This window comes from Streptomyces sp. NPDC033178, from assembly GCF_055577685.1.
In genome coordinates, this window is sequence record NZ_JBVIPT010000020.1 from 93,634 (window position 1) to 106,566 (window position 12,933).

The 12,933-nt window shown below is 65.0% G+C and carries 18 protein-coding genes and 1 tRNA gene; 18 read left to right on the forward strand and 1 reads right to left on the reverse strand.

The window, feature by feature from the left end:
* Positions 1–35 precede the first annotated feature (35 nt).
* Complete coding sequence (locus ACZ5VQ_RS38870; protein ID WP_469109118.1) at positions 36–551, reverse strand: winged helix-turn-helix transcriptional regulator; 516 nt, start codon at positions 549–551, stop codon at positions 36–38.
* A 636-nt stretch (positions 552–1,187) separates the two neighbouring features.
* Here ACZ5VQ_RS38870 and ACZ5VQ_RS38875 point away from each other — a divergent pair.
* The 18 genes from ACZ5VQ_RS38875 to ACZ5VQ_RS38960 all read left to right on the forward strand — a co-directional run bounded on the left by ACZ5VQ_RS38875 (position 1,188) and on the right by ACZ5VQ_RS38960 (position 12,652).
* Positions 1,188–2,006, forward strand: a complete 819-nt coding sequence (locus tag ACZ5VQ_RS38875) for a hypothetical protein (RefSeq protein ID WP_469109119.1) — start codon at positions 1,188–1,190, stop codon at positions 2,004–2,006.
* Between the two features lie 721 nt (positions 2,007–2,727).
* On the forward strand, positions 2,728–3,102 hold the full coding sequence (locus ACZ5VQ_RS38880; protein ID WP_469109120.1) for a hypothetical protein: 375 nt from the start codon (positions 2,728–2,730) through the stop codon (positions 3,100–3,102).
* Between the two features lie 75 nt (positions 3,103–3,177).
* On the forward strand, positions 3,178–3,558 hold the full coding sequence (locus ACZ5VQ_RS38885) for a hypothetical protein (protein WP_469109121.1): 381 nt from the start codon (positions 3,178–3,180) through the stop codon (positions 3,556–3,558).
* Positions 3,559–3,679: 121 nt separating this feature from the next.
* Entirely contained in the window at positions 3,680–4,075 is a 396-nt protein-coding gene (locus ACZ5VQ_RS38890) for a hypothetical protein (RefSeq protein ID WP_469109122.1), read from the forward strand.
* Positions 4,076–4,755: 680 nt separating this feature from the next.
* Entirely contained in the window at positions 4,756–5,235 is a 480-nt protein-coding gene (locus ACZ5VQ_RS38895; RefSeq protein WP_469109123.1) for a hypothetical protein, read from the forward strand.
* A 177-nt stretch (positions 5,236–5,412) separates the two neighbouring features.
* A complete protein-coding gene (locus tag ACZ5VQ_RS38900) occupies positions 5,413–6,024 on the forward strand; it encodes a DUF7178 family protein (protein WP_469109124.1) in 612 nt (203 codons plus the stop codon).
* A 287-nt stretch (positions 6,025–6,311) separates the two neighbouring features.
* Positions 6,312–6,389 (forward strand) — tRNA-Ile (locus ACZ5VQ_RS38905).
* Between the two features lie 223 nt (positions 6,390–6,612).
* Entirely contained in the window at positions 6,613–7,038 is a 426-nt protein-coding gene (locus ACZ5VQ_RS38910) for a hypothetical protein (RefSeq protein WP_469109125.1), read from the forward strand.
* 187 nt (positions 7,039–7,225) lie between these two features.
* Complete coding sequence (locus tag ACZ5VQ_RS38915; RefSeq protein WP_469109126.1) at positions 7,226–7,582, forward strand: hypothetical protein; 357 nt, start codon at positions 7,226–7,228, stop codon at positions 7,580–7,582.
* A gap of 65 nt (positions 7,583–7,647) precedes the next feature.
* On the forward strand, positions 7,648–7,785 hold the full coding sequence (locus tag ACZ5VQ_RS38920) for a hypothetical protein (protein WP_469109127.1): 138 nt from the start codon (positions 7,648–7,650) through the stop codon (positions 7,783–7,785).
* Entirely contained in the window at positions 7,775–8,968 is a 1,194-nt protein-coding gene (locus tag ACZ5VQ_RS38925) for a DUF932 domain-containing protein (RefSeq protein WP_469109128.1), read from the forward strand. Before ACZ5VQ_RS38920 ends, ACZ5VQ_RS38925 begins: the two co-directional genes overlap by 11 nt.
* A gap of 412 nt (positions 8,969–9,380) precedes the next feature.
* A complete protein-coding gene (locus ACZ5VQ_RS38930; protein WP_469109129.1) occupies positions 9,381–9,644 on the forward strand; it encodes a hypothetical protein in 264 nt (87 codons plus the stop codon).
* The gene (locus tag ACZ5VQ_RS38935) at positions 9,641–9,958 is read left to right on the forward strand and encodes a hypothetical protein (RefSeq protein ID WP_469109130.1); all 318 of its coding nucleotides are present in this window, start codon (positions 9,641–9,643) and stop codon (positions 9,956–9,958) included. Before ACZ5VQ_RS38930 ends, ACZ5VQ_RS38935 begins: the two co-directional genes overlap by 4 nt.
* A 160-nt stretch (positions 9,959–10,118) precedes the next feature.
* On the forward strand, positions 10,119–10,409 hold the full coding sequence (locus ACZ5VQ_RS38940) for a hypothetical protein (protein ID WP_469109131.1): 291 nt from the start codon (positions 10,119–10,121) through the stop codon (positions 10,407–10,409).
* 151 nt (positions 10,410–10,560) lie between these two features.
* Positions 10,561–10,809 carry a hypothetical protein gene (locus tag ACZ5VQ_RS38945; protein WP_469109132.1) on the forward strand — a complete coding sequence of 83 codons (249 nt, stop codon included), beginning with the start codon at positions 10,561–10,563 and terminating at the stop codon, positions 10,807–10,809.
* A 3-nt stretch (positions 10,810–10,812) separates the two neighbouring features.
* Positions 10,813–11,436: a hypothetical protein gene (locus ACZ5VQ_RS38950; RefSeq protein WP_469109133.1), complete on the forward strand. Its 624-nt coding sequence runs from the start codon at positions 10,813–10,815 to the stop codon at positions 11,434–11,436.
* 3 nt (positions 11,437–11,439) lie between these two features.
* Positions 11,440–11,655, forward strand: coding sequence for a hypothetical protein (locus ACZ5VQ_RS38955; RefSeq protein WP_469109134.1), 216 nt, complete (start codon positions 11,440–11,442; stop codon positions 11,653–11,655).
* Between the two features lie 259 nt (positions 11,656–11,914).
* Positions 11,915–12,652 carry an adenine nucleotide alpha hydrolase family protein gene (locus tag ACZ5VQ_RS38960; RefSeq protein ID WP_469109135.1) on the forward strand — a complete coding sequence of 246 codons (738 nt, stop codon included), beginning with the start codon at positions 11,915–11,917 and terminating at the stop codon, positions 12,650–12,652.
* Positions 12,653–12,933: the final 281 nt, after the last annotated feature.

A 12,933-nucleotide genomic window follows, 5' to 3' on the forward strand; every position in this document is an offset into this window, starting at 1 on the left:
TGCGGGCCTGGGCCAGTTTGTCTGCGATGCGATGCTCAGTCGTCTCCGGAGATCTCCTCGTGCCGACGCTGCCGGGCTCGGTCCACCAGGTCCGCGTGGCTCTCCACCCACTCGACTGCCGGCACCACCAGGTCCAGTAACTCCCTCGCGGCAGGCGTCAGCTGATACGTCGTGTGATAGGGGAACTCCGCCTCGCGGATTCGCTCGACAAGCTCCCCCTGCTCCAGCCGCCGCAGCGTCCGGTTCAATGTGCTGTCCCGCAGGCGATGGTGCGTCCGCCCGGGCCAGCCATCGTCGACATGCCTGTCCTGAATAGCGGTAAGCAAATTCGAATACTGAGCCGATTCCTGATAAAGAGAGGCGAATACATCCCACACCCATTCGCCGCTCAGTAGGTGACGTAGGTCGAGGACGCTCTGTAAATATCTCTCGTCGCTGGGCAGAACAGTGGGGGGCGTGTTCCGCCCGCGTCGCCACCGGTTACCGTTAAAAAGCCCTTGCTGCGCAGCGGCGCTGACCCGTGTGGATCTTCTGCGTGCACGATCGGCCATGACCGTCTTCCCCTTGGGTCTGGACGCGTCGGTCTCGTCACGCTACGACAACCCTGCCACGAAGGTAAAGCGTATTTCGCAAAGGACCAGCGCATAGGCCAGTGTCATGCTCTTGTCGCCGTGAGTAAGATTGTGACTACGGAACGCGTTCGCCAATGGGGGTTCCAATTTCAGTGCCGATACATCTCCTAATACATCTGCCCACTAGGTCGGTAGCCCCCGCGCCCCGCCTTGGTGCAGGTGGCCGCCCCCTCGGCCCCTTCCTGGGCTGTGCGCAACTGAGGGGCTGGTAGGCACATCAACAGACGGGATGGCGGCCGAGGGTAGGGGATATGTATGACATGGCGTTGTTTTAATTGATGTTCTTGATTGGTTTTATATTCGCTATCTCTATTTGTTACGCTCGATCCCGGCTTCCCTCTTCCGTTTGCTCCAAATTGAGTTCCTGGTAATTGCTTCATCCGCCTTTGATGGTCTCCCATTTCTTGGTGATGTTGTTTTATTCGCCGGTCTCGAATTTCCGTAAAGAATAGGGAAAGGTGAGTGGTGACCCTTGAATTGAAGCGGAAATGCGCGAGAATGGAAGGGTAACGACGCGATACAGAGGGTGCGCGTCACGAGTGATCGGAGAGGATCGTGAGCGATCTTCCCGCCAAGGGAATGCAGGCGAATAAGCCTGTGGGAGATGTCACGGCAGAGGATATGAAGCGGGTGACGACGGAGGACTTTACGGAACTGCAGAGGATCGCGCGCGGCTACTGCCGCACGGTCGATTCCACGCGGTCCCGTAAGCGGATGGACGGAAGTGCGACCGTGGCGCGTAGCGGGTCCGCACTGTACGGAACGGATGACGTGAGCGACGACGTCACGCAGGATGCCGTTTTGATCTTCACGAAGCGGCTGCGCGAAATCATCGCAACCTGCGAGGTTTCGGCTTTCTGGGTGGAAACCCGCGAAGCGTGCGCATGGCAGTACGTTCGCAGGGACGGGGAAACGATCATCGTGTCTCGTGAAAAGCTCCGCTACTGGGCGGTCCGGGATGCTGCCGCGCGGAACGGATATCGGCTGGACGTCAAGCCGGAGCCGGTAGACGCTACTCCGGGCGCACAGACCACGCGCGGAATCCCGCACGCCGACAAGCTGTCGACCCTGGCAGTAACGCCGTATCTGTCGGGACAGAGCGAAACGATCTTCCGGTCTGCGTGGGGTGACGGACGCGAATTCCCGGTTTTGAGCACGATCCTGGACATCGCGAAGCAAGCGGATGATCTCGGCCGCACCAGCGTGCTCGGACGGACCGCGCAAGATCTGTACGGCGGACCGCGTCACTCGTCGTCCAAGGTGCAGCGCACGCGTGACGCTGCGGTCAAGGAATGGCGAGACTTGACGGCGTCCCTTGACGCCGTGCGCGACGAACTGATCTACCGCAGCACTGAGCCGCCGCGCACTGCCTGATAGCGGGCAACCGTACGGGTCCCTGGGCTTTCAGCTCAGGGACCCTTCGCGTTGCCCCAAACGGCAATGTGAGCGGCTGCACCGTGGGTGGGATTGGGGTGGTGTGGCATCCCGTAAATGGGTGGCAACGTGCTGCGAGAGCAACCGATCGCCGCAACACTTGCGTTACTCCTTGAATACCGGACGCGCGGCAGGCTGTGCCGTCCGGCCGTATCCTTGCCCCCGGAAGAAACTTGAAATACTTTCCCGTGATCGGTATTCGGACGGTCCGGCGCCCCGTATATAGGTGAGAGCGCGTTACGGCAGCGGCCAAACGCGTGAATGCCAGTCTGCCGTTTCCCGCCCGTTTCTGGACGGGAAACGGGCAGACGCAATGGCTCTCGCCAGACCGGGCAGCCAATTGTGTGTCCGGACACAGTAGGCCGCACTGCGTCATGCCTGAAAGGGATCTTCGGCAATCCCCCTTGTGATCGGTAATCGGGGGCTTTCGGGACCCGTATTTAGGTGAGAGCGCAATACGGCGCACGGTGAATGGTCAAGATTCCGTACCGTCCGCTCTCGGCGCGTATGTCTCGCCAAAAATCACGCTTGATCGACGATCGGGCGTTTTGGATGGCGTATTTCTGTGGGAGTGGCGTGCCGGTCCGGGAATTTGGTAGCGCGCTGCTCTCTGCCCGTTCGGGGAGTTCATCCATTCCTGGTCAGACGGGGAGAGCTGATCATGAGCGACACCACGCTGGTCACCAGCGACTTAATCGACCTGTATGACGTTGTGTTCACGCACGGTGGCTTCACAGTCCGGTTCAACGCGGCCGGAACCCTGGCCCCGGCAGCATCGGGGTTTGCCGTGTCCGCGACTGACGAACAGTGGTCCATCCCAGCCGCCGTGGCGTTTGCGGACTTCGCGTCGGCCGTTGAGCGGCTGCACACCCTGTACCCCACCGCCAATGCCGTTGGGGGATGGGTGAACGGCCAGCAGTTGTACTTGGACCCGGTCGAGATCATCGACGACCGCGTCAAAGCAGAGTTCCTTGGTCGTCTGCGGAAGCAGATCGCGATCTACGACCTGTCCGCCTCCGAGGAGATCACTCTCTGATCCTGCCCGTGATCAATGGTCCCCAGAGGGGCCGTTGCTCGCGGGGAAGGCCAGAACTGATCCGGGGAGGGGATCATGAAACTAGTCTCACGCGTTACCGGTCAGGAGATCACTCCAGGCTCGACACTGCACGTGCAATCCGGCCCAACTGCCGGACGGGCATGGCGCTTTGAGCACATCGTCGAGCGGCCGGACGGCAATCATCACGTGCACGTCACCCGCTTAAGCGGGAAGTTGGGGCGCACCCCCCGGCAGTACCACCCGGATGTATTCGGGTGCCAGATCACGATCGACATCACTTGGCGGCAGAGCGTCCGCAATGCGGCGCATCACGCGTGGACCAAGGTCGACGACTACCTGATGGCAGGGGCATTCGCTTTGGTCCCGCTCGCCTTCTTCGAGCACTACGACTGGGCCGAAACGATCACGTCGTCCCTGGGGTTCGGCGGTCACTGATCTGCCGGAGCATCGGGCGCGCGCTGCTGGCGTGCGCCCTGCTGCTCTTACAGACGAGAGCACGTCCGTGCCGGTCGGCTGCCGGTCCGGATGCATGGGCGAGGGATTGAGGAGAGAGGACATGGAGGCTCAGCAAGTTGCCGACTTGATCAACCAAGTGAGTTTCCGCCCGGGATGGGAGTTTCGGGCGGATGTGATGGCGGAGGGGGTGCCGTATGTGATCGTTCAGGTGCTCGTCGAGACCGTCAATTCCGACCGCGACCAGGCGCTCTTGGGCTACCCGGAGGAGATTCTGCTTGCCCCTTCGGTGATCATCGATGCCGGGGATTACATGATTCCGGACGACCTGTATGCGGCCATGATGCAGTGGATCATCGATTTGGAGATCCACGAGTGCCGCGAATTCTTCCGGGTCGGGCCGGACAAGGACGCCCCGTTCCATCCTCACCGCCGAGACGGACAGAGGGCGTGGGACGAAATGACGGGCGCCCCGGTCGTCGAGGGGTTCCGGTCATGAGTGGTATCTCTGATCGCGTGTGGCAGGTGATCGGCTGGCTCGCCCTCAGCTGCGTCGCCTTGCTGAACGTGTTCCCGGGTTTCTTCGGCGTCCGCTGAGCCCGCTCGCCCCAGGCTCCGCCGCCGCAGTCGAGTCATCCCGTACTCCCACCGAGACTCCCGTACCCCCTCAACTCCCCCCACCCCGGAGGGGGTACGGGGCCAGGCTGGGGGCGCTGCCAAGCCGGGCGGCGCCCCCAGCGCATTCCACGGCACCAACGGCGTCCGTGAATTGACGAGTCGGCATCGATCAGTTCCCGGGAGGGTGGGTGACCAGTGGCGCGTCCTACCCGGTTCCTGGGGCGTGACCAAGCATCTGCACGACGCAGAGCAGACCCATTCACGGTCAGTGACTGTCTGTGAGGCCGGAGAGCTCTACGTCCGCAACGAGCGCTCAGGGCAACCGCGTGCACCTCGCCCTGAGGCGGACGGCGGAACTCATCACGCTTGGTGCCGCCGTCTCGGACGCCATCGGACAGCTCGTTTGACTGCCGTTCCAGTCCGGCGATACGCCGCCGCACCGGGTCGTGCCGAGCGCCACGCGTGCGACCAAACGCGGCAACGAGCCTCGCCTGCGGGCCGCTGAGGGCCTGTGTGACCTCGTTGATTCCTGTCCGCTTCTCCTTTCTGGAAGGTGCCACGATGAGCATCGCCGAGCGCGCGGCAGCCGCATGTCGGCTGCTGGAGCAGCGCACCACGACCCTGCCGATTTCTCACTTCACCGCTGCCAATATCGCCCGGGCAGCGGGGCGGCTGGCTGCACTGCTGGGCATCGACCCGGCACAGGTGCGGCCGAAGACCAGCTGGAACCACATCACCTATCCCTTGGTGCCGCTCACCCTGTTCGTGAGCGACCGGGACGATCCCGGCACGCAGTACACGTTCTCCTGCCGAGATCCGCTCTTCGACGACGAGCCGTTCTTCCTCATGGGCCCTTGCCCGGTGTGCGGCGCCGACGTCCCGCTCGCCGAGATCCGCACGCTGGCCGATTTTGGGGCCTTTCTGGCGAGTGGTCCAGAACCCCTGCCGGAGAACAACGTCCTGCCCAACAGCTATCCGGACGAATTCGACCGGTACCCGGCGCACACCTCGAAGTGCCCCTACCGCGAGGGCGACTGCTGAGCCCACGCCAGCCGCCGCGCGGGGGTACCGCTGCCGCCGCGGATCCCGCTGAGTGCCAAGGCCGTGCCACGGCGCGCCCGCGTCACGGACCGAGGACTCGTCCCCGGCGCCCGGCGATCAGCGGGCGCACCGGGGTCGGCCGAGGAATGCCCAATCAACCTCCGGGGGGAGGAAGCCATGATCCCGATCAACGTGTCTGCCCAGACACGTGAACAGTTCGTCCAAAACATCATCGCCGCGTGGCACTCCGCCACTTCGGAGCAGCAGCAGTGCGGCCGCACCTGGTACCGCACCGCCCACGAACTCGCCGCGATGATGACCGACGGCAACCCGCGAGTGGGTGCCGGCGTCATCGCCGCCCTGTCGGCGAACAAGTCCTGGCCGGAGAACCTCCGCTTAGCCCGACAGGCCTGTGAAACCGGTCTCACCTCCGGGCACTTCACTGACGCCCTGCACAAGGCGGCCCAGATCGTGGCCGGAGCGGACCCGGCTGACGTACTCCCCATGGAGCGCAAGACCGGGCAGTTCTTCCGTCTCATCGCCAATCCGGACGACCCGGACGCAGTCGTGATCGACCGCCACGCGCACGACATCGCCGTGGGCGAGACGTACGGGCAGCGCGACCGCGGCCTGTCCAGCGCCGGACGCTACGCCCTGCTGGCCCACTGCTTCCGCGAGGCCGCCCTGCGGCTGGGCGAACTGCCCAGCACGGTGCAGGCTGTCACCTGGGTCGCCCACACCGAACGCATCGCGGGCACCAGCACTCGCGGCCCCCGCCGGGCAACGTGACTGGCCCCACCACCCGCCGCTCCGCACGCGGCACGCCGAGCCCGGCATGACCGGTTGTGTCCCAGGTGGCGCGCCAACGCTCTGAGCGGGGCTCATGGTGCTCGAAAACCGGTGGCCGGCCGTATCTCACTGAAGATCGGTAATCGGAGGCTTTTCTCTGCCGTATCTAGGTGACACTTCGGTGCTCAATGGCACGCAGTGCTTACTGCTCGGCTCAGTAAAACGAGCGCCGATAATCCCAGTTCCGCAGCTGCGTTCCGGCCCTTTTCCGGCGCGGCTGCCTGCCCGGTTGCGTAGCTCAGTTGGTAGAGCACCGGTCTTATAAGCCGTTGAGGTCGCGGGTTCGAGTCCCGCCGCAACCACCACCCGACCACCGATACAGCGCTCAGCCGCGTTGACCGAAATCCCCGCTCCCCTCCACGGGCGCTACGTGCGCTCCGGGAGGGGGCGGCCGCATGTCCCGTAGCGCCCCACGCCCGCACGCCTGCCCCGTGCCCTCCCCACACCGACGGGGCCGCGCGTGCGGGTCTGCGGCCCTACGGGGCCCGCCCTGGCCCTTTCGAGTCTGTGGAGAGGAGGCCACCAGGCATGGCCAAAAGCGCGACCGTGCTGCTCCTGGAGGCACAACAGCTTGGCGCGATGATCCGAGAGACCTTGTCGAACGCTCCGGTGCGCTATGCGCCCCGGAGCGCCCACGATCCCCGCCCCTGGGTGGTCCACGAACCCAACCTTGACCAGGACTTCCGGCTGACCGGCCGGGAGTGCACCGCCACCTTCCCCGACCAGGCCCGCACGGTGCCCACCGATCTGCCACCGGCCGCGGCCAAGCAGCCAATCCTTCCAGCAGCGCAACGGCCCGGCCCTCGGGAGGCGTTGACGGTGACCGCGAATACCTCAACTGCTGGCCTACCGGTGGGACATGACGTTGGCGCAGCAGATCGCGGCGTAGCTGCCGGTCCACCGGATGACCGTCACACCGTCGTCCGGCTGACGGGACGCGATCCGGCTGGATGAGGGCATTGCGCCCTCTGGACCTGGAGCGACCGGTGATCGCGGTGAAGATCCGGAAGGCCGACAAGTGGGCAGCGCTGGCTAGCCCGGTCCCCGCAAGCCGCTGTGATCGAGGTAGGCATCGAAGCCGGGCCCGGTCGCATGCAGCGCTGCTGCATCAGCATCGAGGACATCACCAAGGAGTCAGGCTGTGGCCAACAGTGACCGGGCGTTGGAGTGCGACAAGCGGGATTGCAAGAGGATCCCCACCTACGCCCTGCGGACGGACCGACTGTCGACCACCTTCGAGGTGTGCGGCGTTCACGTCATGTGGGCGATCAAGTTCTTCATGGAGATGCACGGCCGGAAGGTCGAGCCGTTCGTCATCTCGAAGATCGCTTTTATGCGGGAGGCCAGCGAGGCCGTACCCGCGATCAAGGCCGAGTTGCTCGACGAGGCGGCCGACCGCATCCAGGACGAGATCACCGTCCAGACCCGCAGCGAGGAGTACGGCAAGAACCGTGCCATCGAGCTGCTGCGCGAGATGGGCAAGGAAGCGCGCTCGTGAGCTGCGCAATCGGCACTCAACCGCGTGGCTGCTCAGCCAAAGGGTGCCGACGAGACGGGCGATGCGTGCTCACGGCACTGATCGACGAGATCGGGACCCTTTTTTGGCGCCCTGTCCACATCCGCCTGACGAGGGCCGCGCATGTGGCCCTCGTCAACCACATCCTCAAGCACATCATGAAGGAGCCGAACCATGACGACTGATCTCAACGCCCGCTTCACGCAGGAGAAGGCAGCCCAGATGGAGGCCGTACACGAGGAGGCGCGCACGTTCCAGGAGCGCATCGACCGGGGCGAGATCACACCGATCGGCGGTGACCGCTACCGCGTCCTCACCGGCTGGGACGAGGACGAGACCTTCACCGTGCGACGCAACACCGAGGGACGGATCGAGCAGATCCTCGCCCGACACGGGCTGGACACCACCACCGGCGGGGCAGCCCTCTACACCACCACCCCGGCCTGGCACGGCCTGGGCGCCGTAATCCCCGGCGGGACCACGGACATCGACGAGGTATTGAAGCTGGCCCGGATCGACTGGGAGGTCAGCAAGAGGCCCGTTCTGTACGAGTGGGACGACGGCATCCGCGACGCCGCCGACCACTACGTCACCCTCCGCAAAGACACAGCCGACGCCCTCGGCACCGTGGGCGAGCGGTACGAGGTCTTCCAGAATCGGTGTGTCTTCGAGTTCCTTCAGGACCTGGTACAGCGCTACGACGCGGTCTGGGAGTCGGCCGGCGCACTGCGCGGGGGCCGGAAGGTCTTCGTGACCATGCGGATCCCCCACTCGATCGTCATCGACCGCGGCGGCCTGGACGACGAGATCACCCTCTACCTCGCCGCGATCAACTCGCACGACGGGACCTCCTCGGCCGAGTCCGTCGTCACGCCCTGGCGCATCGAGTGCGGCAACACCGAGCGCTTCGCGACCCGGGACGCCGTGCACCGCTGGGGCATCCGGCACACCAAGGGTGGCCTGTCGGCCCTGGAAGAGGCCCGCCGCACGCTGGGCCTGACGCTCGACTACGCGAAGGCATTCGAGGCAGAGGAGAACCAACTCGTCCGCACCGACCTGCTGATCGACGACTTCCACAACCTGATCGACGGCCTGTGGAAGGTCGATGAGGATGCCAAAGACCGGGCCAAGGCCTTCGCACAGCAACGGCACGACGAGATTGAGGGCATGTTCCACGACGAGGCCCGGAAGCTGGGACGCACCGCGTACGCGGCCGAGCGGACTATCACCGACTTCCTGGACCACCGGATGGGGGTCGTGCCACGCAACCTCTCCGAGGACCTGGCGCGTGCACAGCGGTCGCTGGAGGGGACGAACGACGACCTGAAGTCCAAGGCCCACCGCAAGCTGCTGCTCCTGACGCAGTGACCCAGACCGCGGCGCCCGTCCGGGACGTGCCACCGTACGGGCGGCTCTACCAGGGTCGTTAACTCAACGGCAGAGCAGGCCCGTTAAACGGGCGCTGGATGCCGGATCGATCCCCGCCCACGGGCCGGGCCTGCCTTGCGCCCCTGCGTCTCCGGGGCTGGGTGCCTGTTCCCCCGCACAACCGGCGCCTGACCGGATCGGCCGCCGGACGCATGGCTACGACCTGGCCGTGGCCCGCGATCACGGTACGACGCGATGCGTCATGGCGCGTTCCTCGACGCCGTGCCGGACGTCGACTACCTCACGGCCCGGCACGGCTGCGGGCCGTCTTCACCGATCACGCCTCACCTCGCCGCTCCGCTGTCTGCGGCCCCATGCCATAACCACTGATGAACGCAAGGGAGTTCACACCATGCAGACCTACACCTTCGTCTTCGATCGGCCTGAAAACGAGGACCAGGATCAACCTCATGTCGTCGCCGCCGAAGGCTACGGCTACCAGGAGGCCGAGATACAGGCTCGCGACTACCTTCGGGAGACCACCGAGATCACCAGCGGCTTCCGCCGCACGCTGATCTTCCGGGGCGCTCCCCTCACACCCCCCGACACCGACGGCGGGGCCTGGATCGACGCCCGCCCTGCCCAACTTCCTGACCCGCAGGGGGAGGCACGGTGACTGGCCCCGAGAAGGAGAGGTACCTGGACGACATGGTCTTCGAGATCACGGGGATCCAGGAGGTCACGGAGAAGAACTGGACCGAGTTGTACTTCCGCCTCAAGATGTATGCGGCCAACGGCCTGTTCGCGCACGGCTTCGTTATCACCCCCGAACTCGCGTACACCCAGATCGGCTACAAGAACGCCTCCATCACGCCGAAGACAGCTGCCCAATTCAAGAATCAGTTCTGGACCGGCCGCCAGCGCGACGCGGCCAGCGATGCCAACAAGTGGCTTACCGAGCGGGACGGAAACGCCACCGCGACCCGCTGAGTCGCCCGGCACCAATCTGACAGGCTCAGCCCCGCTGAACCAGGACCAGATTCCTGGAGCCGTTCCTCGGCCACCGGCCCGCGGCTTGCCGCTTTCCTCGCCCGCCAGCCTCAGCGGGCCGGTGCACACCCGATCCGTCTCGATCCAGAAGGGAGGAACCATGCTTGAGGAGCAGCAGATCGAGACCACACTGATCGGCGAGATCGCTGATCACTTCACCGTCTGCGGCGACGGCCAGGTCTCCCACGCCGGCCTGGTGATCGCCCACGCCGACCAGCGTCAAGGAGAAGCTGTCATCCAAGGCTACGACCGAGAATCCCAGACCCACTTCACGGCGACAGCCCACGTACACGTGACCCCGGAGCCCACGGACACCGCCACGGTCTTCCCGAGGGAACACGAGGAAGGACACGAGGTCGGCCCCCGCTACGTCGATCCCGAAGAAGGCTGATCCTTAAGCCCCTCAGCACTCGCGGTACGCGTCTGCTCGGAGGGCCGGTACCGCATACGGGACGAGAAGACAGCCTTCCCAAGATCGGTATTCGGGACCCGCCAGCGCCGTATATCCATGAGAGGGAAATCGGAGCGATCAAGGAAGGGCCATGAACAGCACACACTGGTTCGTCACGGGCTACGAGCGAAACGGCAGATTCGAGGCGTCGGCCATCGCCGCCCCCTCTGACCATGCCGAACGCGGCAAGCAGTTCGACGGTCTGCTCTACAGCGACGAAGCCCAGGACGGCGGCATGCTCGTCTTCACCGTTCTGGCGATAGACGAATCCGCTGCGCTGCGACTCGGTCAGACAACCTATGCGGGGTGGAGGAACGGCACGCTGCCCGAGGTGCGGTGAATCATGAGCGCCGCAGCATTCAAAAAGCCATGTGAGGTGACGATGAACCTCGACAACCCGCGGTACTACGTCCGCGTCTTCCAGGCTCGCGTCAAGCATGCACAGCTCAGCGACGACCCCGGCATGTTCGAACTGGACCGGGAGATCGAAGCCTTCGCCCTTGACATGCAGGCGCGCGATCCCGAATTCGAGATCATGGAGTTCTATGCGGCCGTGTACGAGAGCGACGGCAACATGGAGCGCGGACGGAGCCTTGCCATGGAGAGGCCGAATCCCGAGGTCCTCTACCGCAAGAAACAGAACGGCTCGTACACACTCCTTGTCGGAAACGAAGAATACGGATCCTTCGGGACCGAGGAGGCCGCCAAGGAGGCCAAAGACCACTGGACCCGTCAGTTGGCGACAGGGCACCCACTCACGGACCGGGAAAAGAGACTGTGCCGCCGTGACACCCACCTGGAATACGGGATCACCTTCCGCGAGTACCTCGGAGGTCTCGCCTGGACGCCGGATCTGTGGGAGGTCTTCCAGAGCGGACGTCGCGTCGGGCGGTACACGACGGAACGCGGCGCACTCCGACGCATAGAGCGTCTCAAGGAAGAGACGCGGACCGAACTGGAGGGATGAGCCATGGCCGACAGGACGACTCGCACCCAGCTCAAGGAGCAGCCGCACAACGCGCTCATGCTCGAAGCCCTCTGCAACCGATGCGGCGAGACATTCACTCCCGCAGATCTGGGCGACCTTGAGCACGTCGAAACGATCGACGGCGCATCCTGCGGCGGGAAAGGCGAACTCGCCGGCATCGCCAGACTCCGCGGCTCCAAAAAGACCCAGAGCACCTAACGAGACCCTTCGGTGGACACAGAACCCTGCCGGGCCGTCCTGCGTATCAATCACAGGCGTGCACCCTCGGCCTTCAGCCCTGCACGACCTGTCCTCCGCAGTGGCAGCCGCAGACGCCTCGCACGCGGCTGCCCCCGGGATCACCACGTCCTCCTGCCGATTTCCGGCGGCAGCGCCCCACAACTCTGTCGCCGCCGCCCCCGGCTTCGGGCGCACGGCCACCCCGGTCTCGTCAGCCACGCGCAGGAGAGGCGAGCCGGTGACCAGGCATGTGGTTCAGTTCTCCGGCGGGATCGGCAGCTGGGCCGCAGCCCAGCGCGTCGCCGCCGAACACGGCACCGACAACCTGGTCCTGCTCTTCGCGGACACGCTGATCGAAGATCCAGATTTGTACCGGTTTCTGCGCGAGGCGGCAAACCAGATCGGAGTGCCGATCACACGCGTTGCCGACGGGCGCACCCCGTTCGAGGTCTTCTGGCAGCAACGCTTCCTCGGAAACAGCCGCATCGCGCCCTGCTCGGAATTTCTCAAGCAACGGCCGTGTCGGCGCTGGCTGGAGGCTCACGCCGCTCCGGCCGACACCGTACTGTACGTCGGCATCGACTGGTCCGAGCAGCGCCGCACGCCCGCCATCGAACGCGGCTGGGCACCTTGGACCGTCACCTTCCCGATGTGCAACCCGCCGTACCTGACCAAAGACGAGATGCTCGACCAGGCCCGAGCGGCCGGTCTCGAACCACCCCGGCTGTATGAGCTCGGCTTCGGGCACAACAACTGCGGCTCGCTGTGCGTCCGCGGCGGTCACCGGCACTGGGCCCGCGTACTGAAGGTCTTCCCCCAGCGGTACGCGGAAGCCGAACGCCAAGAGCAAGAGCTGCGAGCCGAGCTCGGCGACGTGGCGATCCTGCGTGACCGATCCGGCGGCCGGTCCCGCCCGCTGACGCTGACCGAATTCCGTGAACGCCAAGAAGCCTTGCGGAGCGCCTCGGCGGCGTGAGACCTGGCCCCGGAGCCTCCTCGAAGCAGACCAGCGCCGGAATACCCGAGACCGCGCTCGACCAAGGAGCTCGTGGCCAGGCCTTCGGGTCTGCCAGTTGAGAGCTCGGGGACTGGCCAAAACGGGACGCGGCGGGAATCTCTGCGTGATCGGTAATCGGCCGGATCCGGGCGACGTATTTGGGTGACGCGCACCAACTTCGGAGCACCACCCACGGATTCACCCCCCAACATTGCTTGCAGCCCGGTCAGCCGTCCGCAAGACCTCGAAATCATTCACGT